Raw genomic sequence first — 22809 nt, forward strand, 5'->3', positions numbered from 1 at the left:
CATGTACCTGCTCGCCACGACGACGGGGCCGACAGCCTGTACGACCGTCGCCGGACGGAGCCGCTGGTGCGTGCAGCCGTGGCACGGCAGGACCTGAGGACCTTCCACGCTGATGGGGGAGAAGATGAGCATGCACCGCGTCCTGACCGCCCTGGGCTGCGCCTTGACCGCCGTACTCGCGTCGGCCGCGGCCCCCGCGCCGACGCAGGCGGCTCCCACCGGGCCTGCCCGGCCCGCCACCACCGTACGCACCCAGGACGGCCTGGTGCGGGGCGCCGCCCACGACGGCTACCGCACCTACGAGGGAATCCCCTACGCGGCGCCCCCGGTGGGCAGGCTGCGCTGGGCGGCGCCCCGCCCCGCGGTCCCGTGGCGCGGCGTCCGGGACGCGACGCGCCCGGCGAGCGCCTGCCCACAGCCGGCCGGCGAGGTGCCCGGCGGCAGCACCGACGAGGACTGCCTCCGCCTGAACGTCACGACGCCCGACGACACCCGAACGGCGCATCCCCGGCCGGTGGTCGTCTGGCTGCACGGCGGCGGCTTCACCACTGGTGCGGGCAGTTCGTACGACGCCCACCGCATGGCCACCCGCGGCGACGTCGTGGTCGTCACCGTCGACTACCGGCTCGGTGCGCTCGGATTCCTCGCGCACGGCGGGCTGCCCGGCTCCGGCACCTTCGGGCTGGCCGACCAGCAGGCGGCGCTGCGCTGGGTCCGCGCCGAGATCGGCGCCTTCGGAGGCGACGCGCGCAACGTGACGCTGGCCGGCGAGTCGGCAGGCGGCTACAGCGTCTGCGCCCAGCTCGCCTCACCCGCCGCCGCTGGCCTCTTCGACCGGGCGGTCATCGAGAGCGGGCCGTGCACAGGCCGCCCCGACCGGCCCTTCGCTCCGTCCTCCGTCCTGCTGTCCGCGGCACGCGCCACGGGCTCGGACCTCGCGGCGAAGGTCGGCTGCGGCTCCGCCCACGACGTCATGGCCTGCCTGCGCAGCGTGGACGTCACGCGTCTGCTCGCCGCCCAGGAGACCGATCAACAGCCCGCCTACACAACCCCGTTGCTGCCCGACGACCCCGCGGCGGCTGTCGCCGCAGGCCGTTTCCACCGCGTCCCCGTGCTCATCGGCAGCAACCATGACGAGGGCAACGGGTGGGCCGCCGGGATCGTCAGGGCGGGCAACCCGGTCGATCCCGGCACCTGGCCCGACGTCGCGGCCGCCTTCTTCCCCTCGCCGGGACAGGCCGAGGCGATCGTCCGTGAGTATCCCGTCCACGACACCGACGGGGGCCCGGTGTTCGGCGCGGTCATCGGCGACGCCGACTTCGCCTGCCCGACGGCGGGCGCGGCAGGCCTGCTCGCCGTCCGGGTACCCGTCTGGCGTTATGAGTTCGCCGACGAGCACGCTCCGCCGCTCACCCCGGGCACGCCGCCCTTCCCGCTCGGCGCGCCGCACGCGAGCGAACTGCCCTACCTGTTCGACCTGGGCGGCCGTCCGCGCGACCTGACCGCGGCACAGTACCGGCTCGCCGACGCCATGATCGACTACTGGACCCGCTTCGCCCGCACCGGTGACCCCGACGGCCCGTCCACGCCGCACTGGTCCCGCCGGACGGTGCTCTCCCTGGAGCCGGACCACATCGTCCCCACCCGTACGGCGCAGCGGCGTCACCACTGTGCGTTCTGGGACGCCCTCAGGTGACCGGAGGGCCGCGCCCCCGGGCCGGCTGCGGCGAGGGCCAGACAGCCGAGCCGGTCGCCGAGGGCTTCGGCCGCGGGGCTCGGGGGGCGAAGCGGGCCCCGGTCCTCGCGGCCGGGGAGGGGCCGCGAGCACTGCCTCACGCGCGACCGTCCTACTCACGCGCGACCGTCCTACTCACGCGCGACCGTCGTCCTGTTCACGCGTCGCACACCGCGCCGGTGGCGCTCCTCATCAGGCTGCTCGGCGGGGCGCCCACTCTCTGATCGTCATTGCCGGACTGTGGATATTTCCGATTTGCGCGCTTCGTTCATGATCGCCCTATGCTGTTCTACGGAAGACCTCGAGCAGACGACGTGCCGGCTCCGCGCCGGCGGGAAGCGGGCTTCCATGGCTGAGCGATTCAAGAGGTCCGGGTTGGTCGGCGAACTGTCGGCCGAGTTCACCGGGACCATGATTCTCATCCTCTTCGGCTGTGGCGTGGTGGCCCAGGTGGTCGCCGGTGGAGCGCTCACGACGCCGCCAGGAGGACTCGGAAACCACGACAGCATCGCCTGGGCCTGGGGTCTGGGCGTCACCCTGGGCGTCTACGTCGCCGCGCGGCTGAGCGGCGCCCACCTCAATCCGGCGGTGACGGTCGCCCTGGCCACCTTCAAGGGGTTCTCCTGGAAGAAGGTGGCGCCCTACGTGGTGGCCCAGACCGTAGGCGCCTTCGTGGCGGCTCTCATCGTGCGGTGGAACTACACCGAGGCTCTGGCCAAGGCCGACCCCGGTCACACCATCAAGACGCAGTTCGTGTTCTCCACGCTCCCCGCCAACGGCAATCCGAACCTGCCGGTCCACGAGTGGGGCGCGTTCCGTGACCAGATCATCGGCACCGCCATCCTGCTCCTGCTGATCCTCGCCGTCACGGACCTCCTGAACACGCCACCCGGCGCCAACCTCGCCCCGTTCATCGTCGGTCTGATCGTCGTGGCCATCGGTATGGCGTGGGGCACCAACGCGGGATACGCGATCAACCCGGCGCGTGACTTCGGCCCTCGACTGGCCAGCTTCATCACGGGCTACGGAACGGCATGGCGAGATCAGTACGGGAACCTCTACTTCTGGGTGCCGATCGTCGGCCCCCTGCTCGGCGGCCTGCTCGGCGCCGGCCTCTACAAGATCTTCGTCGGTCGGTTCCTGCCGACGGCCGAGCCGGAGCCTCCCGGCCGCGTTCCGGCCCCCGAGGAATGACCCCCACAGCAGAGGCGGCAACCCATGGCTGACTTCGTCGGCGCGGTGGACCAAGGCACCACCAGCACGCGATTCATGATCTTCGACCACTCCGGCAACGAAGTGGCGAAGCACCAGCTGGAACACGCCCAGATCCTGCCGCGCTCAGGATGGGTCGAGCACGACCCGGTGGAGATCTGGGAGCGCACCAACTCGGTGATGCAGAACGCGCTGCGCCACGGCAACCTCGCCCCCGAGGACCTGGCCGCGATCGGAATCACCAACCAGCGGGAGACCACCGTCGTGTGGGATCCACGCAACGGACGTCCCTACTACAACGCCATCGTCTGGCAGGACACCCGCACCGACTCCATCGCCGCGGCCCTGGAACGCTCGGGCAAGGGTGACGTCATCCGCCGCAAGGCGGGGCTGCCGCCGGCGACCTACTTCTCCGGCGGCAAGATCCAGTGGATCCTGGAGAACGTCGACGGCGTCCGTGAGGCGGCCGAGCAGGGCCACGCCCTCTTCGGCAACACGGACGCCTGGGTCCTGTGGAACCTGACCGGCGGCCCCGACGGCGGTGTCCACGCCACCGACGTGACCAACGCCAGTCGCACCATGCTGATGGACCTGGAGACCCTCGACTGGGACGACGAGCTGCTGGGCTTCTTCGGCATCCCCCGGCAGATGCTGCCCACCATCAGCCCGTCCTCCCACCGCGAGGCGTACGGGGTGACCCGCACCTCCCGGCCGTTGCGTGCCGCCATCCCCATCACCGGGGTGCTCGGCGACCAGCAGGCGGCCACCGTGGGACAGGTCTGCTATGCGCCGGGCGAGGCCAAGAACACCTACGGCACCGGCAACTTCCTGGTCCTCAACACCGGTACTGAGCTGGTCCGTTCGCAGCACGGACTGCTCACCACCGTGGCCTACCAGTTCGGCGACAGCCCGGTGGTCTACGCACTGGAGGGCTCCATCGCCGTCACCGGGTCCGCGGTGCAGTGGCTGCGTGACCAGATGAAGATCATCAATCACGCGGCGGAGAGCGAGACCCTCGCGCGCACCGTCGAGGACAACGGCGGTATGTACTTCGTTCCCGCCTTCTCGGGCCTGTTCGCACCGTACTGGCGCTCCGACGCCCGCGGCGCGATCGTCGGCCTGGCCCGGTACAACGACAACGGTCACCTGGCCCGGGCGACCCTGGAGTCCATCTGCTACCAGAGCCGCGACGTGGTCGAGGCCATGGAGCAGGACTCCGGAGTCCACCTCGACGTGCTCAAGGTCGACGGCGGCGTCACGGCCAACGACCTGTGCATGCAGATCCAGGCCGACGTCCTCGGCGTGCCGGTCAGCCGTCCGGTGGTCGCCGAGACCACCGCGCTCGGCGCGGCCTACGCGGCCGGCCTGGCCACCGGATTCTGGCGCGACACCGACGAACTGCGCACCCACTGGCAGGAGTCGAAGCGCTGGGAGCCCCAGTGGTCCGACGACCAGCGCGCGGAAGGATACGCGGGCTGGAAGAAGGCGGTGGAGCGCACCCTCGACTGGGCCGAGGTCGAGTAGCCCGACGACGGCAGGCGCCGCCCCTGAGCGTCGGGCGGCGCCTGCCCATGTCCCGAGGACCGGCCCTCTCGACGGCCTGAGCAGGTCCGGCGGTGATCACGGCCTGAGCAGGTCCGGCGGTGATCACGGCCTGGGCAGGCTCCGGTTCAGGTCTTGCGCCAGAGGCGCAGTGCCCGGCGTTCGCCCGCCGTCATCGCGCCCCAGATGCCGTCGTACTCACCGCTGCGCAACGCCCAGCTGCCGCAGGCCGTCACGACAGGGCACCGGTGGCAGACGGCACGGGCCCGCTCGATCTGCAGTTGCGATGGACCGTCCTCGCCGATCGGAAAGAACAGTTCGGGGTCTTCGGAACGGCATGCCGCCGAGTCACGCCAGTTCACGCGCTGCCTCCCGGGAAGCCCGCCGCATGATCGACGTCACTGGCATGCGGGCGCGGGAAGCAGCGACCGGCAGAGCGAGAAGACATCACCACAACCTCCGCGTGGGAGTTCGGCCACCCGCTTACGGGCAGCTCGTCGTAGCGGTGCTCGGTACACCGCATCACCCGGCAGAGGTAGGCAAAAATATAGGACTATTTTCGCGTTCGGTACAGATTCGCGGTCCGGGAAAGCAGCGTCAACCGATGCGGCCGCCCCGGTGGAGCCTTCGGGCGCCGCGTCGGGCGGCCGCGCCCAGGGGCTCGACGGTCGTTTGCCGCGGCCGACCGGGACGTGAGCGAACCCGCCGCCCGCCTGTGTCGCGGACGGCGAGCCGCCTCAAGCGTGGCGTCGGGCGTCCTGACGAAGGACGGAAGGGCGCCCCGCCGTCACGACCGAGGGGTCGACGGGGATGTTCCCGCTTCGGGGTGGGCCAGGCGGCGAAGCAGGGGCACGGCTTCGGCGAGGGGCACCGGCTGGAAGAAGCGTGCGTCGGCGAGTTCGACGGCGGCGACCGCGCGGGGGGCCAGGTCCGCGCCGGCGTCGGTGACGCGCAGTCGCTTGGCGCGGGTGTCGGCCGGGTCGACGTCCCGCTCGATGAGCCCCTTCTGCTCCAGGGTGCGCAGGACCTGTGAGGTCATCTTGACGTCGGTGCCCGCCTGGCGGGCGAGGGTCAGCTGGTTGGGATGCTCGCCCTGGGAGTTGAGCCACCAGGTGCAGGCGAGCAGCACGAACTGAACGTGGGTGAGGCCGAGGGGTGTCAGGACTGCCGCGAGGTCACGCTGCCAGCGCAGTGTGGCGTGCCAGAGCAGCAGACCGGGGCTTTCGCCGGGGCTGAGGGGCATCAGCGCGCAGCCCGTTCGACCAGTGCGGCCATCGTGTCGGGCCAGTCGGCCGTGATGCCCGGACCGATGTGGGCCCCGGCCTCGTCGGCGCCCGCGCCGCTGATCTCCATCCGGTACACCACCCGGACGCGGCCGTGATCGATCCGGTCGATCCGGTGGACGGTCCGCAGCAGCAGATCCCCGAAGCGGGCCTCGTCGACGAACAGTTCGCCTTCGGTGACCTCGGCGATACGGAGCAGTACCGGGTCGTCCCCGGGCGGCGTCATCGTGATGTGGGCGCCCGTCGTGAACGGGCCGTCGATCTCGGTCTTCTCGATCTCCGCGTTCCACGCGCCCCAGTTCTCGACGTCCGCCCAGAGCCGCCAGATCGCCTCGGGGCGCGCGCCGGTCTCGATGCTGTGCTCGTACTTCCACATAGGGGCCGGTCTCCTTCGGTCAAACAATGTGCCCAAAGATTATCTCTGCGCAGACTATCTGTCCAGGATCCTTCCGATCCCGGTCCGATCCCGGTCCGATCCCGGTCCGATCCCGGTCCGATCCCGGTCCGATCCCGGTCTGGTCCCGTTCTGGTCCCGCGCTGAGGCCGGTCGGCCCGCGGTCTGCCGCAGGGCTACCGGGCAGGCGCTGCGTCCCGTATCGCCCGGGCGGTGCTCGTGGGGTCGTATCCGTCGGGGACCCCCGGGACGAGGATGATGTCGCCCTCGATGTGCCGCGAACGCAGCGGCGCGATCTCCTGGTACGCGGCCGAGTCCCACCAGGCCCGCGCGTGGTCGAGTGAGGGGAAACCGATCACCACGACGTGCCCAGGCCAGTGACCCTCCCTCACCTCGTGCTGTGCGCCGTGCACCAGGAAGCGGCCCCCGTACGGCGTCATCGTGCCGATGATGCGCTCCATGTACTCGGCGATCTCCGGGTGCGGTGCGGCTTCCTGCAGGTGCGCTATCGCATAGGCGGTCATGGCGTCCTCCGACTCGTCGACTCCTTGATGCCGACGAGCCTGACACCGCGACACGCTGAGGTCGATGACCTCTCGGGTAAGGGCGCGCACGCCGCCACGCCCGCCTCTGTCACGGGTGAACTCCCCTGCCGTCGTATGCATCGACGGTCCGACGTGTTGAACGGGTCCACATTTCGACGGGGCGCCGTGATGAACAAGTTCATGTGTTGACGGGTCCATGTGTTGACGGGACGACGGCACGACGGGTCGGGGCGACAGGATGACAGGGCGACTGACCCCAGGAATCAACGCGTCGAGGGATCGGAGGGTCGTCACATCGAGGGAAGCAGATGTGTTCGGGAGAGGCAGGTGAATCCGGGGGAGTCGGGGGCCGGCGACGGCCTGGTGTCCCGTCCTCGGCGCTTCCTCCCTGACACGGTGGCCCCTGTCATGCGTATTCATGGACAGCACAGCGGCCAGGCGTGCCGGACGAGGCGAGAGTGCCTGGCGGACGAACAGGAGAGCAGACGCGTATGAATCCCAGTGCTCACATCGAGGCCGTCTACGCGGCAGTCCGCCGGCGCAACCCCGGGGAGAACGAGTTCCACCAGGCTGTGGGCGAGGTGCTGCACACGCTGGCTCCGGCGCTGCAGGCGCATCCGGAGTACGTCGACGCGTTCATCGCCGACCGGCTGTGCGAGCCGGAGCGGCAGCTGATCTTCCGGGTGCCGTGGGTGGACGACACGGGCCGGGTCCAGGTCAACCGTGGATTCCGGGTGGAGTTCAGCAGCGCGCTCGGCCCCTACAAGGGCGGTCTGCGGTTCCACCCGAGCGTCAACCTCGGCATCGTCAAGTTCCTGGGCTTCGAGCAGATCTTCAAGAACGCCCTGACCGGACTGGCGATCGGCGGCGGCAAGGGCGGCTCGGACTTCGACCCCAAGGGCCGCAGCGACGGCGAGATCATGCGCTTCTGCCAGGCGTTCATGACCGAGCTGTACCGGCACCTGGGCGAGCACACGGACGTCCCCGCGGGCGACATCGGGGTCGGCGGGCGCGAGATCGGCTACCTGTTCGGCCAGTACAAGCGGATCACCAACCGCTTCGAGGCGGGGGTGCTGACCGGCAAGGGCGTCTCGTGGGGCGGCTCCCACGCCCGGACCGAGGCCACCGGTTACGGCGCGGTCTACTTCGCGCAGGAAATGCTGGCCACGCGCGGAGACGGCTTCGACGGCCGCAAGGTCGTGGTGTCCGGCTCTGGGAACGTGGCGGTCTACGCGATCGAGAAGGTGCACGCGCTGGGCGGGTCGGTGGTGGCGTGCTCGGACTCCTCCGGATACCTCGTCGACGCGGACGGGATCGACCTGGAGCTGCTGAAGACGGTCAAGGAGGCCCGGCGGGCGCGTCTGTCGGCGTACGCGGAGGCCAGGCCCACGGCACGGTTCTCCGAGCGGGGCTCCGTCTACGACGTGCCCTGCGACGTCGCGCTGCCGTGCGCCACGCAGAACGAGTTGCATGCACCGGACGCGGCGACCCTGGTGAAGAACGGTGTCCGGGCGGTCGCCGAGGGCGCCAACATGCCCTGCACCCCGGAGGCGATCGAAATCTTCCGCGAGGCGGGCATCCTGTTCGGGCCCGGCAAGGCCGCCAACGCGGGCGGTGTCGCCACCTCCGCGCTGGAGATGCAGCAGAACGCCTCCCGTGACGTCTGGACCTTCGAGGAGACGGAGAAGCGGCTGGCCGCGGTGATGCAGGGTGTCCACGCCCAGTGCCGTGCCACCGCGGACGCATACGGAGGCGCCCCCGACGACTACGTCCTGGGAGCCAACGTCGCGGGCTTCCTGCGCGTCGCTCAGGCGATGACCGCTCAGGGCGTCGTGTAACCCGCACCGGTCGGAACGTCAGGGCGCGGACCTCAGGAGCCGTATACGGCGTGCGGCGTGCGGCGTGCGGCGTGGTGCGTGGTGCGTGGTGCGTGGTGCGTGGTGCGTGGTGCGTGCGGCCGGGCCCCCGCATTCCCTGGTGCGGCCCTTCGGAAACGCTCGTTCTGACGGACAGGCCCCGACGGCCGCCGCACGCCGAGGGCCCCCGTCCACGTCACGCCGACGGCCCCCCCCCGTCCACCTGACGCGCGCACCTGACGCGCGCCGATCCGGGAGGAAGGCGGCGGCTCGCACGGCGAACGGCCGACGCCGCACGCCCCCGGTGTTCCGGGAAAGTCTCGCCGGCCTCGGTGGGGTCGGAGGCCGCGGGGGCCGGCGCCTCCCCTGTGGGCGCCGGCCCCCGCCTGGTCGAGGTTCGCCGGGACGGGGCCGGGGGGCGTGGGGCACACCGCGGCACGTGCGGGCAGCCCCCTTCGGGGCGTCTCAGGCCTGCACGAGCACGGTGCACCAGACCTCGTTGTTGTCGCCGATGCCGCAGTCGGCGATCTCCCCGCTCCGGATCTTCGTCCAGACGCCCTTCGCGCGCCAGTGCCAGGTGCCCACCCGCGAGAACCGCTCGTGATAGCCGTGGCCGGCGAAGGTGAAGGCGTCGACGTCGTTGCCGGTGCCGTTGCCGCCGCGGGTGCCGTTGCCGAACGACTCCTGCTTGCACTTGGCGTGCTTGAACTCGCTCCCGGTGCCGCCGCCCCAGTTCCACACGTCGCAGTAGTGCGGACCCTCGCCGAGACTCATCGTGTAGTGCATCGTCTCGCCGGTCCTGTTCTTCACCGCGCCGCACAGGGGGCCCACACACCCGTCCGCCGAGGCGGTCGTCGCCCCCGCGACGACCACTCCGGAGGCCATGAACGCGGTGGCGACGACGGCGACGGCCGTCCGGTTCGCCCAGGGCATCATCTTGCGCATGACAGATCCATTCTCTCGTTGCGTCGGCTCGGCCCATGCCTCGCACGACCACGGCAGGGCGGGTGGCGACCTCGCTCCGCGGAAGCCCGCGCGAGCCGACGTGGGGGCGGAGTGGGGCGTTCCCGGCGGCACACGGCGTCTGCCGCGATCCACCTGACGGCACGTGAGCCGAGGATCTACCGTGAACCTTGCGAAAACCTTGTGGCGGCCGTCAGGCGACGGCCCCGGAACGCAAGACGGAGGGCTGCGGGGAAGCCCGACCTGCCCGGCGGGCGGAGAACCCCGCCGCCGGTCTGCCGTTCCACCGTCCGTCCCACGTGAGGCACGATGAACCTGTACCTGCTCGGACCTTTGGAACTGCGCGTCGCGGGAAGCCCGGTCGACGCCGGGCAGCCGCGTCGACGAGCGGTCCTCGCGGCGCTGGCGGCCGACGCCGGGCGGCCGGTCCCCATGAGCACGTTGGTGGAACGTGTCTGGGACACCGCCGCGCCCGACGGGGCCCGGTCGGTTCTCTATGCGCACATCAGCCGTCTGAGGCGGCTCCTCGACGAAGCAGCGACAACGGCGACAACGGCGACCACGGCGGCCGCGGCGACCACCGGGACCACGGTGGCAGCGACGGACGGCGATCGGGCGCAGGCGTCCCCGGCACCGCTGCGCATCAGCCGCACCGCCGGGGGCTACGTCCTGGAGGCGGACGAGAACGCCGTCGACCTGCTCCGGTTCCGCTCGCTCGTCGGACAGGGGCGCGCGGCGCACCTGTCCGACGCACGCCGGGCCCAAGTACTCCAGGAGGCCCTTCGGTTGTGGCGCGGCGTGCCGCTGGCGGGGATGCCGGGGGCGTGGGCGGAGCGGGCGCGGACGGCCTGGACGCAGGAGCGGGTCGAGGCGGCGCTCGCCTGGGCCCGCGTCCTGCTGCGACAGGAACGGCCTGAGGAAGTGCCCACGGTGCTACGGCCGTTGCTGGCGGAGCACCCGCTGTGCGAGCCGCTGGCCGTGGCGGTGATCCGGAGCCTGGCCGAGACCGGAAGGACGGCCGAGGCACTGGACGCGTACACCGCGATCCGCCGAAGGCTCACATCCGAGCTGGACGTGGCCCCCGGCCGTGAACTGCAGGCTGTGTACGAGGAGATGCTGCGCGGCACCGGACGGGAGGAGCCGCCGGGCGCGGGCTCCGCGCCCGGCGCCGTCCGCGCGGCCGCACCGTCCACCGTGCCGGTTCCCGCCCAACTGCCCATGGCGATCAGTCACTTCAGCGGGCGGGAGGAGCAACTGGCTGAACTGACCAGGCGTCTGGTCGCCACCGACGGTGCCGACAGCGGGGAATCCGGAGCGGCCGTGGTCGTCTCCGCCGTCTCCGGGACCGCGGGCGTCGGCAAGACCGCGCTGGCCGTGCGCTGGGCGCACCGGATGCGCGGGGCCTTCCCCGACGGACAGCTCTACGTCGACCTGCGCGGCTACGATCCGGACGAGCCGGTCTCCGCCGCCCAGGCCCTCGCCGGGTTCCTCACCGCGCTGGGCGTGCCCGGCCAGGAGATACCGCTGCGGCTCACCGACCGGGCGGCGCGCTACCGCACCGCCGTCGACGGACGGCGGCTGCTGGTCCTCCTCGACAACGCCGCCTCCGCCGCGCAGGTGCGCCCGCTGCTGCCCGGGAGCCCGACGTGCAAAGTGGTGATCACGAGCCGGGACTCGCTGTCGTCCCTGGTCTCGGTGCACGGAGCGCACCGCATGGTCCTCGACGTCCTCTCCCCGCAGGAGGCGCTGGCCCTGCTGCGCGCTCTGATCGGGTCGCGCGTCGAGGCCGACCCCGCGGCGGCCGCCGCCCTCGCGGAACAGTGCGGGTGGCTGCCCCTGGCCCTGCGCGTGGCGGCTGAACTGGTGCTGTCACGCCGTCAGGAACCCCTGGCCCGACTGGTGGACGAACTGCGGGACCGCCGGCGGAGGCTGGATCTCCTGGACTCCGGGGACGGGGACCCCCGGGCCGCCGTTCGGGCCGTGTTCTCCTGGTCCTACGACCGTCTCCCGGACCAGGAGGCGCGTCTGTTCCGGCTGCTGGGCCTGCACCCGGGGCCCGAAGCGGACGTGCACTCCGCCGCCGCCCTGGCCGGCGAGAGCGTGGAGCGGACGCGACGCTCCCTGGACGTGCTCTCCCGTGCGCACCTGGTGCACCGGAGCGGGCCCGGCCGCCACGGCATGCACGATCTGCTGCGCGCCTACGCCGCGGAACTCGCGAGCCGGCACGACGGGGCGGCGGAGCGCGACGCCGCCATGACCCGTCTGCTGGACCACTGTCTCGCGGCGTCGGCCGCGGCCATGGACGTGCTGTACCCCGCCGAACGGCATCTGCGCCCCGCCGTCGAGGAGCCCGGCACGGGTCTGCCGCCGCTGCGCACGGCCGACGAGTGCCGCGCATGGCTGAGCGCCGCGCAGCCCACCCTGGTGGCCCTGTGCTCCAGGACCGAGGAGCCCGGACCGTCCCGGCACACCGTACGGATCGCCACCACGCTCCACCGCCACTATGAGCGCACGGGACACTTCGCCGACGCGCTGACCGTGCACACGCACGCCGTGCGGGCCGCCCGCGCGGTGGGAGACATCCGCGGCGAGGTCGACGTCCTGGCCTGTCTCGGCGCGGTCCACCGGCGGCTCGGCGACTACGAGAGCGCCCGGCGGCAGCACGCGGACGCGCTGGAGCTGTGCCGTCGGATCGACTACCGCGCCGGCGAGGCCCGGCATCTCACCAACGTTGGCGTGCTGCACGAGCTGCAGGGCGGCTACCGGGAGGCCGCCGAACACCACGAGCGGGCCGTCGAGCTGTTTCGCGCGGCCGGGGACGACCACGGCGAAGCCGACGTGCTCAACAACCTCGGCATCGTCCAGGAACTGCTGGAGGACTACCGGGCCTCGATCGAGCGGTACCAGCAGGCGTTGGCGCTGTACCGGCGGACGGGTCACACCTTCGGGGAGGCCAGCGCCCTCGGGAACACGGGGATCGTCCTGGCGCGGCTGGGCGACCACGCCGCCGCGGCCGGGCGTTTCGAGCAGGCGCTCGCCCTGTTCCGGCGGCTCGGGCACACCGGGGGAGAGGCCCACGCGCTGTCCAACCTGGGGGACGCCCTGTGCCGTCAGGGCAGACACGAGGAGGCTGCGGAACATCAGCGGCAGGCTCTGGCCCACTTCCGGCGGACCGGGGAACCGTACGGCGAGACGGGCGCCCTCAACGGCCTGGGCGAGGCATTCCACGGCGCCGGACGGCACGCCGAGGCGCTGGAGGCTCATGCGTCGGCGCTGGAACTGGCCCGCAGCATCGGGGAGCAGGAGGAACAGGCCCGCGCCCACATCGGCTCGGCCCACGTCCGGCAGGCCCGGGGGGAGCGGACGGACGCCGTCGATCACCTTCGCCTGGCGCTGTCCCTGTACACCGCGCTGGGCTCTCCCCGCGCGGAGGAGACGCGCAAGACGCTCCTGACCGTGACGGCCGGGTAGTGCGGTGTCCGCCGATGTCCGACGACGGCCCCGACGGCAGCCCCCGGCCCAGGGGACGAGCACGAGCACGACAGGGCCTCGCCGTCGGACGTCGGGGAGCGACCGAAGGACGAGCGGCAGCGTGGCGAACGGCGCCGCCCGCTCCGGACGTCACAGCGTCGAGGTCGTCTGCTCCCCGGAGGAACTGCCCGCGAGCCACTCGTCCCAGCCCAGGTTGAAGGCGGCGTAACCGTTGTCGGCCGAGGCCTTGGCCCGGGGCGAGCCGGTGATGGTGACGGGGTCGCCCTGCTTGACCTGGTCGTAGAACCACTTGGCGTCCGAGATGGACAGGTGGACGCAGCCGTGCGAGCCGCGCGCGCTGCCGCTCCCCGGGTTGGGGTCGCCGGTCGAGTAGTGCACGTAGGTGCCGGACTGGGTCAGATGGACGTCCCAGGGCAGCGTCAGGTCGTAGAAGTTGGGGCTGCCCTTGTCGCAGCTGATACCGACGCTGCAGGAGGTCATGTGGACCTCCTTCTCCTTGTCGATGACGGCCATCGTGCCGTTCCACGTCGGGTACTCGGCGCTGCCCGCGTTGATCGACAGGGTGCGCACGGTGTTCCCGTTGCGGGTCACCTTCATGGTGTGGCCGGTCACCGAGACATCGGCGCGCACGTCCTCACCGACCTTGAAGGTGTGGGTGTACGTGCGTACGCCGAAGCGCCCGTTGCCGTTGCTGACGCCGTTCATCTCGGCGTCGACCTTCACCGTGGTGCCGGAGGGCCAGTAGTTCTTGGGACGCCAGTCGGCGCGCCTGTCGCCGAACCAGTGCCAGGCGCCGGCCACCGGTTGCGAGGTGCTCACCTTCATGTGCTTCTCGACCGTGGCCCGAGCCTTGGACGCCACGGGGTCGGTGAAGATCACCGAGATCGGCATGGCCACGCCGACCGTGGTTCCCGTCTGCGGCGTGATCGTCTCCAGCAGCATCGGCGGACCGGCGGGCTTGGAGGGCGACGGCGAGGAACTCGTACGGGCTGCGCCCGTCGCCTTCGCGTCGCTGCCGCCCGCTTTGTCGCTGCTGCCCCCGGACCCGCCGCAGGCCGTCGCGCCCACCAGCATCACACCCGTGACGAGTGCGATCCCTATGCCGCCCTTGCGCCGTCCCACGACCGGTCCCCGCTCTTTCGCACTTCGGCCCTGGCGGGCCCGACCTGCTGTGAGACGGCGAACGAGCGGGGCGCAGTTGCGCAGGCCGCGTAAAGGGTGTCCCAAGACTCGGTCCATTCAGACCAGGTCCCGGCCGGGCCGTGGCGGCCGGGGCGCTCTTTTCCCGCATCGGCTGTGCGGCCGGCCCACCGTCAGCCGAGTCGCGGGTGTTTCCCCGGGTCGGCGATCCGAGGACTACGGGCTTTCTCGCAGGGCTCGTCGGTCTTCCGCCGTCGATCGGGGCGTTCGTGCGGGCATGGAGGCGGGACGAGGGGGTAGTCGCGGGGCTGTGCCGGACGCGTGCGGCCGGCCACGACGGGGCTTCGACGGCGGGAGGGGTATGTCATGACGCTGATGAGCACGGAGGCGACGGGCACGCAGGTGCACGAGTTGCCGGAGATAGCCGACCCCTCCCGGGTGGCGCCCAAGGACGCCCGCGCGCTGTCGAGGCTGTTCTTCGACCAGTTGGCGGTACTGGAGGAGGGCACTCCGGAGTACAGCTACGCACGGAACACGCTGATCGAGATGAACATGTCCCTGGTCCGCTTCGCGGCCGGCCGGTTCCGCGGCCGCGGTCCGGAGGAGATGGAGGACATCGTCCAGGTCGGCATGATCGGCCTGATCAAGGCGATCGACCGGTTCGACCTGTCCCGGGAGGCGGAGTTCACCTCCTTCGCGATCCCCTACATCGTGGGTGAGATCAAGCGCTTCTTCCGCGACACCACCTGGGCCGTGCACGTCCCCCGCCGCCTGCAGGAAGCCCGCGTCCATCTGGCGCGCGCCACGGAGGAACTGCGCAGCCGCCTCGGACGTACCCCGACGGTCAGGGAACTGTCGGAGCTGATGAGTCTTCCCGAGGAAGAGGTGCGCGAGGCCCGTCTCGCCGCGAACGGCTACAACTCCTCCTCCCTGGACGCCACGATAAGCGGCAGCGAGGAGGGCGAATCGGCACTGCAGGACTTCATCGGTTCCGAGGACGCCGCACTGGGGCTGGTGGAAGATTTCCACGCCTTGGCCCCCCTGCTCTGCGAACTCGACGACAGGGACCGGCAGATCATCCACATGCGGTTCGTGGAGGAACTCACCCAGGCCCAGATCGGCGAACGTCTGGGCGTCTCGCAGATGCATGTCTCGCGGCTGCTGTCGCGCACGCTCACCCGGCTGCGGGAAGGCCTGCTCACCCAGAACTGAGACGACCCGCCCCACGGCGAAGGCGGCCCGCCGGAATGCAGCTGCTGTTTTCGGCATCCTGCGGGAAAAGAGCAGGCGCGTGACAGTGAATAACGGGGAAGGCGCCGGGAAGACGGAAGAAAAGGAGGTCGATAAGTATGGTTCCCCTGCTTCTCGTGCTGCTTCTCGCCGTCATTCTTTTCGGCATCGGTTTCGCCGTCAAGGTCCTGTGGTGGGTGGCCCTCGTCGTTCTGGTGCTGTGGCTGCTCGGCTTCGTCATGCGTTCCACCACCACGGGCGGCGGCCGCGGCCGCTGGTATCGATGGTGACCTGAACTCCGTACCCTCACCCTCACCCTCAGCCACGAAGGGGACCGGCCCGCATCGGGCCGGTCCCCACGCGCGCGTGCGGGCCGCCGGAGGGCCTCCGTAGCGCCGCAGGAGGGACTCATCTGCGCACCGTGTGCAGGACGGGGGCGCGCCGGGGTGGTGAGGCGCGGCTGCGGGGGAGCGGTGAGCGGGGTCCGAGAGGGTGAACGGATGGACATCGATCGCAGGAACAACGTCACCGTCACCGGCAACCCGCACGGGCGGACGGTGGTGCTGGCGCACGGGTTCGGCTGCGACCAGAACATGGCGGCTGACCGTACCGGCCCTGACCGGTGACTACCGGGTGGTGATGTTCGACTACGTGGGTTCGGGCCGCTCGGATCCGTCGGCCTTCTCGGAAGACCGCTACTCCTCCCTCGACGGCTATGCCCGCGACGCGGTGGAGGTGTGCGAAGCGCTGGACCTGCACGACGCGGTGTTCGTGGGGCACTCGGTCAGCGCGATGATCGGGGTCCTGGCCGCCGGCCTGGCCCCGCGGCGTATCGGGGCGCTGGTGATGGTCGCCCCGTCCCCCCGCCACATCGACGACGAGGGGTACCGGGGCGGGTTCGGCGCCGAGGACATCGACGAGCTGCTGGCGTCCCTGGAATCCAACTACCTGGGCTGGTCGGCGGCCATGGCGCCGGTGATCATGGGGAACGCGGACCGGCCCGGGCTCGGCGAGGAGCTGGCCGCCGCCTTCTGCGCCACCGACCCCGACATGGCACGTGTCTTCGCCCGGACCACGTTCCTCTCCGACACCAGGGACGAACTGAAAAACGTCCAGGTGCCGACCCTGGTGCTCGAATGCACCCAGGACGTCATCGCCCCCCCCGCGAGGTCGGCGCCTTCGTCCATCGGGCCGGGAGCGACGCGGCCGCCCGGCCCTGACAGGTCACGACCCGACTCCTCGGAGAGCGGCGGCGCGTCGGGAGCGCCCACGGTGTGGGGCGCGGGCGCCCGGGTAGACGGAGGAGCAGAACAGACCGAAGCGCCGAAGAGCGGTGAACGCGACGAAAGAGTCATTTATGGTCACCCCGCTGAGGAAGCAGACGGCAGACGGACAGAGCGGGGACGACGGCGCCCCGCTCCGCTACGGCGCGATATGGGAGGACGGCGCCGCGCGCGCCGCGGACGCCCGGCAGGCCCTGCGGGCTTTCCTCGGCCACGCCCGGCGCATAGGCCGCGCCGTGGTGCCGAGCACCTTCGCCGTCGACGCCGAACTCGCCACGAGCGAAATGGTCACCAACGCCATCCTGCACGCCCCGGGCCCCTGCGGAATGACCCTGGAGCTGACCGACGACGAATTGACGATCACGGTCTGGGACAGTTCCACCGAGAAACCGGCGCCGAAGAGAGTCGACCCGCGCCGCGTCGGCGGCCATGGAATGCACCTGGTGCACACCGTCAGCGACAAAGTCGTCGTCGCCCTTCGCGCCACGGGGAAGCTGGTCAGCGCCCATCTGTCCCTGACCCCGAGCCGGAACGGCGCCCCTCTCGGCGGACCTGCCTTCCCTGCCTTCTTCCCGGGCTGAACCCGAGGCCCGCCGGAGCCCCGTCCTCGCGGACGGCAGACCCTCCAACGGCGTGAGGCGTGAGGCGTGAGGCGTGAGGCGTGAGGCGCGTGGCGTCAGGGGGGCAGGGGTCAGGCGTTCAGGGCCTCCTCCACGGTGCGATGGCAGGGAATGATCTCGTCGATGCCCACGAGCTGCAGCAGACGCACGACGGACTCCTGGGCGCCGGCGATGCGCAGCCACCCCTGTGCGCCGCTCACCCGCCGGTGGGTCGTGACGAACACGTTGATGCCGCTGGAGTCCATGAAGGTCACGCCGCTGAGGTCCGCCACGATGCGCGGGGGCGGCGCACCGTCGTCGGACAGCAGCGCCTGGTTCAGTAGATCCTTGACGTCGTGGTCGATCTCCCCCTCCACGGTCACCACGAGGACGCCGTCGACCACTCGGGGCTGGACGGAAAGATGATTCGGCCGGTCTTCCCTGGGGATGTCGTTCACGTCTCCTCGGCTGCGCCTGGGCCTGCCCGCTCAGGGCGTGCTCGCACGATTCTGCCCCACCGGTGCGGCGGCATGCACCCGGACGGGCCGCCCCGCCCGCCGTGAGCCGAAGAGCTTCGGGCGTGGCCTCGGCGTGGCCGCACGATCGTCCGGCTACCACGGATCTGGCGGGGTATCCGGGACACATGCACCGCACGGTGTCGCACCACAGGGCTGGGGGAACGGTTGAGCACGGAGGGTGAGAACATCCCCGTCATGGACGAAGCGGACGGTCGCACGGTTCGGTGGGCGGCGGCACTGCGCCGGACGCCGGTGACCATCTGGAACGACGACGTCACGGACTGGGCGGCCGCGCTGACCTACTACGCGGTCCTCGCCCTGTTCCCCTTGCTGCTGGTCATCCTCTCGATCCTGGGCCTGACCATGCCCAGGGCCAGACCCGAGGTCATCGACCGCATGGCACAGGCCGCCCCGGCCGAATCCCGCGCTCTGCTGCGCAGCACCCTGCGGCAGATGTCCGAACAGTCGTCGACGGCGTGGACGCTGATCTTCGTCGGAGGGACGGGAGCCCTGTGGTCGTCATGCAGCTATCTGGCCGTCTTCCGCCGGGCGTTGTACGCCATGCACCGGACCAGCGCCGACCGGCCGGTCTGGCGCACGGCCCCGCGCATCGTGTTCACGGCCCTGGGCCTGAGCTCGCTGCTGCTCACGTCCACCCTCGCGCTGCTGCTCAGCGGCGGCCTGGCCCGGCGTCTGGGCCGCGTTCTGGACCTGGGCACCGCGCCGCAGGACACCTGGGACGCCTTGCGGTGGCCGGTCGTGGCCGTGGTCGCCGTCGCCCTGGTGCTCGTCCTGTACCGGTCAGGACCGGCACGCTCCCGCCCCGTGAGGAGGATGGCACCCGGCGGGACACTCGCCGTCGGGCTCCTGCTGACGGTCTCGTTCGCGTTTGCCCTCTACACCTCCCACGTCAGCACCTATGACCGTCTGTACGGTTCACTGGCGGGCGTCGTGGTCTTCCTGGTCTGGCTGTGGCTGTCCAACCTGTCCCTGCTGGTCGGCGCCCAGTTCAACGCGGAGCTGACCAAGCCCGTCGACGAGGGACGACCCCCGAAGTGACGAGGGACGACCCCCGAAGCGACGTCCCGGGGCGGGAGACGGCTGTGGGCCCCGGGAAATTCCCGGGGCCCACAGGACGGCCGTCGTGCGCTGGGTCACCAGCGGTACCAGCGGCCCCTGCGGCCGCCGGCGCCCGCACTGCGCATGACGAAGCCGAGCAGCCAGACGACCAGCACGATGACGGCGATCCACCACAGTGCCTTCAGCGCGAAGCCCGCGCCGAAGAGGATCAGGGCCAGAAGCAGAACGAGAAGCAGGGGAACCATAGTTATCGACCTCCGTCGCTCCTCGTGCCCGGCGCATCGAAGAACATACGGTCGAATCAGCTGGTTTCTTCACTGTTCCCGCGGGAACCGGACCCGATTCCGTCACCTTCACCGACGACGCATCGGACAGCGCCGGTGAACCCGGCCGGCCCGCGAATTCCTGCGTGTCGCCGATGCGCCGGGCCGGAACGATGCCGCCGGTGGCGCCGCGAACTCGTGGTGGATCTCCGTTCGGCTCAACGCCCACCCGACCGGACCGGTACTCTCTTGTATCGCGGGAACGGGTGGGAAAGCCGGAAGGGGACCAGGTGAGAGCGGCGCGGACGTTGGCCACGTTCGACGACGTCGAGCTCGGTGACCACGTCTGCTGGCACCCCGACTCGGCCGACGCGTTCCCCGCCGATGTGCTCGCCTATGTGGCTGACGGCGCTCTGTACGGCGACAAGATCGTGGTCGTGGGGTCCACCGGCGCCGTCTCCGGCCTTCCTCGCGACGCGGTGCCCTCCGCCTCGGTGATCCTCGACTCCCCACGTATCGCGGACCCCGACTCCGTCCTCGCCGCGGTGCGCAGGGAAGCGCGGACCGCGGCCCGGGAGGGCTACCGGTCGGTGCGCGTGCTGACCGAGCGGGCGCCCGCCGCAGCGCCCGGCGGGGCCGAGGAACTGCTGGCCCAGGAGCTGAAGCTCGACGAGTTCGCTTCGGAGAGCAATGCCATCGTGGTGTGCGCGTTCCGGCCGTCGCAGTGGGACAGGCCTACGCTGGAACATGTGACAGGTGTGCACCCGCACGAGATGGGCATACGCGCTGAGCGTCCGGCCTTCCGGATGTACAGCACGGGTGCCGACGTCTGGAGCGTGGACGGAGTGATCGACTCGGAGTGCGCGGACGCGTTCAACACCGCGGTGCGCGCGGCGGTGCGCTTCGCGCCCAAGGTGAGTCTGCGCTTCGACACCCTGGAGATGATCGACGCCGCCGGCATGCGCGCACTCGTCGACGCAGCCCGTCATCTGCCGGACCGTCGCATCGTCGTGGAAGGCGCCAACGACATCGTGCGCCTGTGCTGGGAGCTCGCGGGCTATGTGACCGACGGCATGCCGGTGGTGATGGCGGCATGACCACGATCCCGCCCGCGCACCCGTCCGACGACGCGGCCACGTCCGCGTTCCGGCACGAGCTCTACCCCTATCGCGGGGACGAGCAGTACCTGTCCGGGACACTGGGGTACATCCACGAGGCGCTGGAGGGCGGCGAAGCCGTGGTCGTCGCCGTCCCCGAGGGCAGGGCGTCGCTCCTGCGCGGCGAACTCGGCGACGAGCCCGCCGTCACCTTCGTCGACACCACCACGCTCGGACCCAACCCCGGCCGGCTCGTCGGTGCCTGGGTTGCCTGGATGAAGGAGCGAGGGGCGCAGGACAGGCCGGTGCGCGGCATCGGGGAGACGGCCTGGCGCGAGGCCCGCAGCGCCGCGCACCTCTCCGAGCTGCGATATCACGAGTGGCTGTTGAACCGCGCCTTCGCCCGCAGCTCCGCCTGGTCCATGCTGTGCCCCTACGACGACGCCGACGACGACCGGAGCGCCCTGCAGTCCCTGTCCCGATGTCACCCGTTGATCCGTCAGGACGGCCACTACGTGCGCAACGAGGGATTCCTCACCGCCGAGGAGTACCCCTTCGACGCCCTGAACCCTCCGTGCGATCCGTTCCAGGAACTGAGCTACGCCCACGGTGACCTGGCCGCGGTGCGCTCCAAGGTCGCCCGGTGCGCGGCGGACGCGGGTGTTTCTGAGGACCAGCAGCGAAAACTGGCCGTCGCCGTCACGGAGATCGCCACGAACAGCATCCGGCACGGCGGAGGCCACGGCACCCTGCGCACCTGGACCCAGGACTCGACGTTCCTGTGCGAGTTCCGCGACGCCGGTTACATCGCGGACGTGATGGCCGGCCGCAGCCGTCCCACCGTCGACCAGATCGGCGGCCGTGGTCTGTGGCTCGCCCACCAGCTCTGCGACCTCGTCGAGATCCGCTCCACCCGCGACCGGGGCACCACCATCCGCCTGCACGTCGACGTCGCCCACTGAGCCGAGCCGACGCCTTCGGGACGGACCCGCCGCGGCGGCGCGTCCGGCCCTTGCGGCCTGGCCGGACCTGGCCGGTCCTGAGCTGGTGCGCGTGGCGCGGCGACCCGCACGGACCCGGCAGCGGGCGTCGGCCTCGCGGGCGGACCATGCCGTGGGTGGACGGCGTCACAGGTCACGTCATCGGCGCCGCAGGTCGCGCAGTACCTCCCGGGCGGCGCGGGCGCCCGAGGCCATGGCTCCCTGGACCGAGCCCGTGGCCCGGTGGTCCCCGCACACGTACCGGCCCGGCGTCACCCGCGTCGTGCGCGTGAGTTCCTGGGGCGCCGCCATCGCGGGCAGCGCCTCGGGGACCGTGCGGACGGCCAGCAGATCCCAGCGGGCGGCGTCGGTCTCGTAGACCTCGCTCAGCACCCCGCGCAGACCGTGCTCGCGGCCCTCCGCGTCGGCCCCCGGCACCGAGGTGGCGACGAGGGCCCGGCCGGGCGGCGCGTAGGAGGCTGCGACCTCGCTCAGCACACACGTGTTGAGGAAGCGCCGCCGGGTGTCGACCAGCAAGGTGGGCTCACGCAGGGGAGACTCTGCGGGAGCGTGGTAGTAGGTCGTCACCGTGCGGTAGACGGGCACGGTCACCTGCGGCAGCAGGGTGACGGCCGGTCCGGGGCCGGCGGCCACCACCACGGCGCGCGCCGGGACGATCTCGCGGGCGGCGGTCTCGACACCGTCGTCGGTCAGCCTCTCCACCGGAGTCCCCAGCCGCACGACGCCCTCCGGCAGCGCGGCCGCCAGGGCGCGCGGCACGGCTCCGATGCCGTCCGCGGGCAGGCACAGGGCGCCGCGCAGCATACTGCGCCACACCAGGTGGAATACCCGGGCGGACGTCTCCAGCCGGTCCTCCAGGAACACTCCGGACAGGAAGGGACGGAAGAAGCGCTCGACGAAGGCGTCGCTGAACCCGGCCCGGTCGAGCGCCGCCCTCGTGCTGAGATCGGAGCGCCGTTTGATCCGGCGTGGCGGAAGCAGCGCGTCCGAGAGCGCGAGAGCGCCGAGGGCCGCCAGATCGCGCGGTCCCGCCACCCGACCCGAGAGGAGGCCGACGAGCGCGGACGGGTGGGAGCCGGGGGCGGTCAGACGCCGCCTGCCGGCCTCGGTGTGGACGAGGACGCCCCGGGTGAACGGGCGCAGGTCCGGCCCGGGCAGCTCCAGACGGCGTCTTACCTGCGGATACGACGTGTTGAAGACCTGGAAGCCCCGGTCGATCACGAAGCCGTCCACCCGGTCGGAGCGCATCCGGCCGCCGACCCCGTCCGACGCCTCCAGAACCTGTACCGCGAGGCCGGCCGCGAGGAGGTCCTGCGCACAGGCGAGACCGGCGACGCCTGCTCCGATCACCACGACGTCGGGGGAACACCGCTCTGCGCTCACGTCGATTCCTTCCGTCGCCGCGCCCGCCCTCGTGTACGGGGGGCGTGCTCCGCCGTGCGGCGGAGCTCCGTCGACCTCTCTTCGCCGCCGGCCACGGGCACGGATGCACCGCGGCGCGTACGCGGAAGGACGCCGGTCCGGTGGCGGCCGGTCCGGGCGGCCCGCGCAACGGCACGGAGCCCGGCGGTGGGCG

General features: G+C 71.4%; 20 protein-coding genes and 1 pseudogene. 12 read left to right on the top strand and 9 right to left on the bottom strand.

Going from position 1 to position 22809, the window contains the following annotated elements:
• Nucleotides 1-112: 112 nt before the first annotated feature.
• The 3 genes from IE239_RS06965 (at nt 113) to glpK (ending at nt 4471) form a co-directional block, all read left to right on the top strand.
• Entirely contained in the window at nt 113-1696 is a 1584-nt protein-coding gene (locus IE239_RS06965; RefSeq protein ID WP_229877868.1) for a carboxylesterase/lipase family protein, read from the top strand.
• A 387-nt stretch (nt 1697-2083) separates the two neighbouring features.
• Nucleotides 2084-2929 (top strand): MIP/aquaporin family protein, encoded by an 846-nt coding sequence (locus tag IE239_RS06970; RefSeq protein WP_190148379.1) that lies wholly within the window; start codon nt 2084-2086, stop codon nt 2927-2929.
• Nucleotides 2930-2953: 24 nt separating this feature from the next.
• On the top strand, nt 2954-4471 hold the full coding sequence (gene glpK, locus IE239_RS06975; RefSeq protein WP_190148380.1) for a glycerol kinase GlpK: 1518 nt from the start codon (nt 2954-2956) through the stop codon (nt 4469-4471).
• 146 nt (nt 4472-4617) lie between these two features.
• On the opposite strand, the gene IE239_RS06980 is transcribed toward glpK, so the two are convergent.
• From IE239_RS06980 to IE239_RS06995, 4 genes are all read right to left on the bottom strand, one after another.
• Nucleotides 4618-4851: a WhiB family transcriptional regulator gene (locus IE239_RS06980; RefSeq protein WP_190148381.1), complete on the bottom strand. Its 234-nt coding sequence runs from the start codon at nt 4849-4851 to the stop codon at nt 4618-4620.
• A 425-nt stretch (nt 4852-5276) separates the two neighbouring features.
• Complete coding sequence (locus tag IE239_RS06985; protein ID WP_190148382.1) at nt 5277-5732, bottom strand: MarR family winged helix-turn-helix transcriptional regulator; 456 nt, start codon at nt 5730-5732, stop codon at nt 5277-5279.
• Nucleotides 5732-6148 carry an SRPBCC family protein gene (locus IE239_RS06990; protein WP_190148383.1) on the bottom strand — a complete coding sequence of 139 codons (417 nt, stop codon included), beginning with the start codon at nt 6146-6148 and terminating at the stop codon, nt 5732-5734. Before IE239_RS06990 ends, IE239_RS06985 begins: the two co-directional genes overlap by 1 nt.
• 194 nt (nt 6149-6342) lie before the next feature.
• On the bottom strand, nt 6343-6690 hold the full coding sequence (locus tag IE239_RS06995; protein WP_190148384.1) for a DUF1330 domain-containing protein: 348 nt from the start codon (nt 6688-6690) through the stop codon (nt 6343-6345).
• A 512-nt stretch (nt 6691-7202) separates the two neighbouring features.
• On the opposite strand from IE239_RS06995, the gene gdhA reads away from it, so the two are divergent.
• A complete protein-coding gene (gdhA, locus tag IE239_RS07000) occupies nt 7203-8549 on the top strand; it encodes an NADP-specific glutamate dehydrogenase (protein ID WP_190148385.1) in 1347 nt (448 codons plus the stop codon).
• 483 nt (nt 8550-9032) lie between these two features.
• On the opposite strand, the gene IE239_RS07005 is transcribed toward gdhA, so the two are convergent.
• Nucleotides 9033-9512 carry a hypothetical protein gene (locus tag IE239_RS07005; RefSeq protein ID WP_190148386.1) on the bottom strand — a complete coding sequence of 160 codons (480 nt, stop codon included), beginning with the start codon at nt 9510-9512 and terminating at the stop codon, nt 9033-9035.
• A 327-nt stretch (nt 9513-9839) separates the two neighbouring features.
• Between IE239_RS07005 and IE239_RS07010 the strand changes: the two genes are divergently transcribed.
• A complete protein-coding gene (locus IE239_RS07010; RefSeq protein ID WP_190148387.1) occupies nt 9840-13001 on the top strand; it encodes an AfsR/SARP family transcriptional regulator in 3162 nt (1053 codons plus the stop codon).
• Nucleotides 13002-13151: 150 nt separating this feature from the next.
• Here the strand turns inward: IE239_RS07010 and IE239_RS07015 are convergent, their stop codons facing one another.
• The gene (locus IE239_RS07015) at nt 13152-14144 is read right to left on the bottom strand and encodes a L,D-transpeptidase (protein WP_229877869.1); all 993 of its coding nucleotides are present in this window, start codon (nt 14142-14144) and stop codon (nt 13152-13154) included.
• A gap of 384 nt (nt 14145-14528) precedes the next feature.
• On the opposite strand from IE239_RS07015, the gene IE239_RS07020 reads away from it, so the two are divergent.
• The 4 genes and pseudogenes from IE239_RS07020 to IE239_RS07035 all read left to right on the top strand — a co-directional run bounded on the left by IE239_RS07020 (nt 14529) and on the right by IE239_RS07035 (nt 17256).
• Entirely contained in the window at nt 14529-15374 is an 846-nt protein-coding gene (locus tag IE239_RS07020; protein ID WP_190148389.1) for an RNA polymerase sigma factor SigF, read from the top strand.
• 137 nt (nt 15375-15511) lie between these two features.
• On the top strand, nt 15512-15682 hold the full coding sequence (locus IE239_RS07025; RefSeq protein WP_190148390.1) for a hydrophobic protein: 171 nt from the start codon (nt 15512-15514) through the stop codon (nt 15680-15682).
• Nucleotides 15683-15892: 210 nt separating this feature from the next.
• A pseudogene (locus IE239_RS07030) lies at nt 15893-16585 on the top strand (alpha/beta fold hydrolase); the annotation flags it as partial.
• 164 nt (nt 16586-16749) lie between these two features.
• Nucleotides 16750-17256: an ATP-binding protein gene (locus IE239_RS07035; RefSeq protein ID WP_190148391.1), complete on the top strand. Its 507-nt coding sequence runs from the start codon at nt 16750-16752 to the stop codon at nt 17254-17256.
• A gap of 110 nt (nt 17257-17366) precedes the next feature.
• Here the strand turns inward: IE239_RS07035 and IE239_RS07040 are convergent, their stop codons facing one another.
• Nucleotides 17367-17732 carry an STAS domain-containing protein gene (locus IE239_RS07040; RefSeq protein WP_190148392.1) on the bottom strand — a complete coding sequence of 122 codons (366 nt, stop codon included), beginning with the start codon at nt 17730-17732 and terminating at the stop codon, nt 17367-17369.
• A gap of 255 nt (nt 17733-17987) precedes the next feature.
• On the opposite strand from IE239_RS07040, the gene IE239_RS07045 reads away from it, so the two are divergent.
• On the top strand, nt 17988-18851 hold the full coding sequence (locus tag IE239_RS07045; RefSeq protein WP_190148393.1) for a YihY/virulence factor BrkB family protein: 864 nt from the start codon (nt 17988-17990) through the stop codon (nt 18849-18851).
• 95 nt (nt 18852-18946) lie between these two features.
• On the opposite strand, the gene IE239_RS07050 is transcribed toward IE239_RS07045, so the two are convergent.
• On the bottom strand, nt 18947-19117 hold the full coding sequence (locus IE239_RS07050) for a DUF5670 family protein (protein WP_190148394.1): 171 nt from the start codon (nt 19115-19117) through the stop codon (nt 18947-18949).
• A 308-nt stretch (nt 19118-19425) separates the two neighbouring features.
• Here IE239_RS07050 and IE239_RS07055 point away from each other — a divergent pair, with 308 nt between their 5' ends.
• Together IE239_RS07055 and IE239_RS07060 are read left to right on the top strand one after the other, a co-directional pair.
• Complete coding sequence (locus IE239_RS07055) at nt 19426-20232, top strand: MEDS domain-containing protein (protein WP_190148395.1); 807 nt, start codon at nt 19426-19428, stop codon at nt 20230-20232.
• Nucleotides 20229-21194 (top strand): anti-sigma factor RsbA family regulatory protein, encoded by a 966-nt coding sequence (locus IE239_RS07060; RefSeq protein WP_190148396.1) that lies wholly within the window; start codon nt 20229-20231, stop codon nt 21192-21194. Before IE239_RS07055 ends, IE239_RS07060 begins: the two co-directional genes overlap by 4 nt.
• A gap of 177 nt (nt 21195-21371) precedes the next feature.
• On the opposite strand, the gene IE239_RS07065 is transcribed toward IE239_RS07060, so the two are convergent.
• A complete protein-coding gene (locus tag IE239_RS07065) occupies nt 21372-22616 on the bottom strand; it encodes an NAD(P)/FAD-dependent oxidoreductase (protein WP_190148397.1) in 1245 nt (414 codons plus the stop codon).
• Nucleotides 22617-22809: the final 193 nt, after the last annotated feature.

The organism is Streptomyces humidus (genome assembly GCF_014649655.1).
Classification (GTDB): Bacteria; Actinomycetota; Actinomycetes; order Streptomycetales; family Streptomycetaceae; genus Streptomyces; species Streptomyces humidus.

Coding starts and splice junctions, on each gene's coding strand:
- IE239_RS06965 (WP_229877868.1), top strand. CDS start 113: ATGGGGGAGAAGATGAGCATGCACCGCGTCCTGACCGCCCTGGGCTGC.
- IE239_RS06970 (WP_190148379.1), top strand. CDS start 2,084: ATGGCTGAGCGATTCAAGAGGTCCGGGTTGGTCGGCGAACTGTCGGCC.
- glpK (WP_190148380.1), top strand. CDS start 2,954: ATGGCTGACTTCGTCGGCGCGGTGGACCAAGGCACCACCAGCACGCGA.
- IE239_RS06985 (WP_190148382.1), bottom strand. CDS start 5,732: ATGCCCCTCAGCCCCGGCGAAAGCCCCGGTCTGCTGCTCTGGCACGCC.
- IE239_RS06990 (WP_190148383.1), bottom strand. CDS start 6,148: ATGTGGAAGTACGAGCACAGCATCGAGACCGGCGCGCGCCCCGAGGCG.
- IE239_RS06995 (WP_190148384.1), bottom strand. CDS start 6,690: ATGACCGCCTATGCGATAGCGCACCTGCAGGAAGCCGCACCGCACCCG.
- gdhA (WP_190148385.1), top strand. CDS start 7,203: ATGAATCCCAGTGCTCACATCGAGGCCGTCTACGCGGCAGTCCGCCGG.
- IE239_RS07005 (WP_190148386.1), bottom strand. CDS start 9,512: ATGCGCAAGATGATGCCCTGGGCGAACCGGACGGCCGTCGCCGTCGTC.
- IE239_RS07010 (WP_190148387.1), top strand. CDS start 9,840: ATGAACCTGTACCTGCTCGGACCTTTGGAACTGCGCGTCGCGGGAAGC.
- IE239_RS07020 (WP_190148389.1), top strand. CDS start 14,529: ATGACGCTGATGAGCACGGAGGCGACGGGCACGCAGGTGCACGAGTTG.
- IE239_RS07025 (WP_190148390.1), top strand. CDS start 15,512: ATGGTTCCCCTGCTTCTCGTGCTGCTTCTCGCCGTCATTCTTTTCGGC.
- IE239_RS07035 (WP_190148391.1), top strand. CDS start 16,750: ATGGTCACCCCGCTGAGGAAGCAGACGGCAGACGGACAGAGCGGGGAC.
- IE239_RS07045 (WP_190148393.1), top strand. CDS start 17,988: ATGGACGAAGCGGACGGTCGCACGGTTCGGTGGGCGGCGGCACTGCGC.
- IE239_RS07050 (WP_190148394.1), bottom strand. CDS start 19,117: ATGGTTCCCCTGCTTCTCGTTCTGCTTCTGGCCCTGATCCTCTTCGGC.
- IE239_RS07060 (WP_190148396.1), top strand. CDS start 20,229: ATGACCACGATCCCGCCCGCGCACCCGTCCGACGACGCGGCCACGTCC.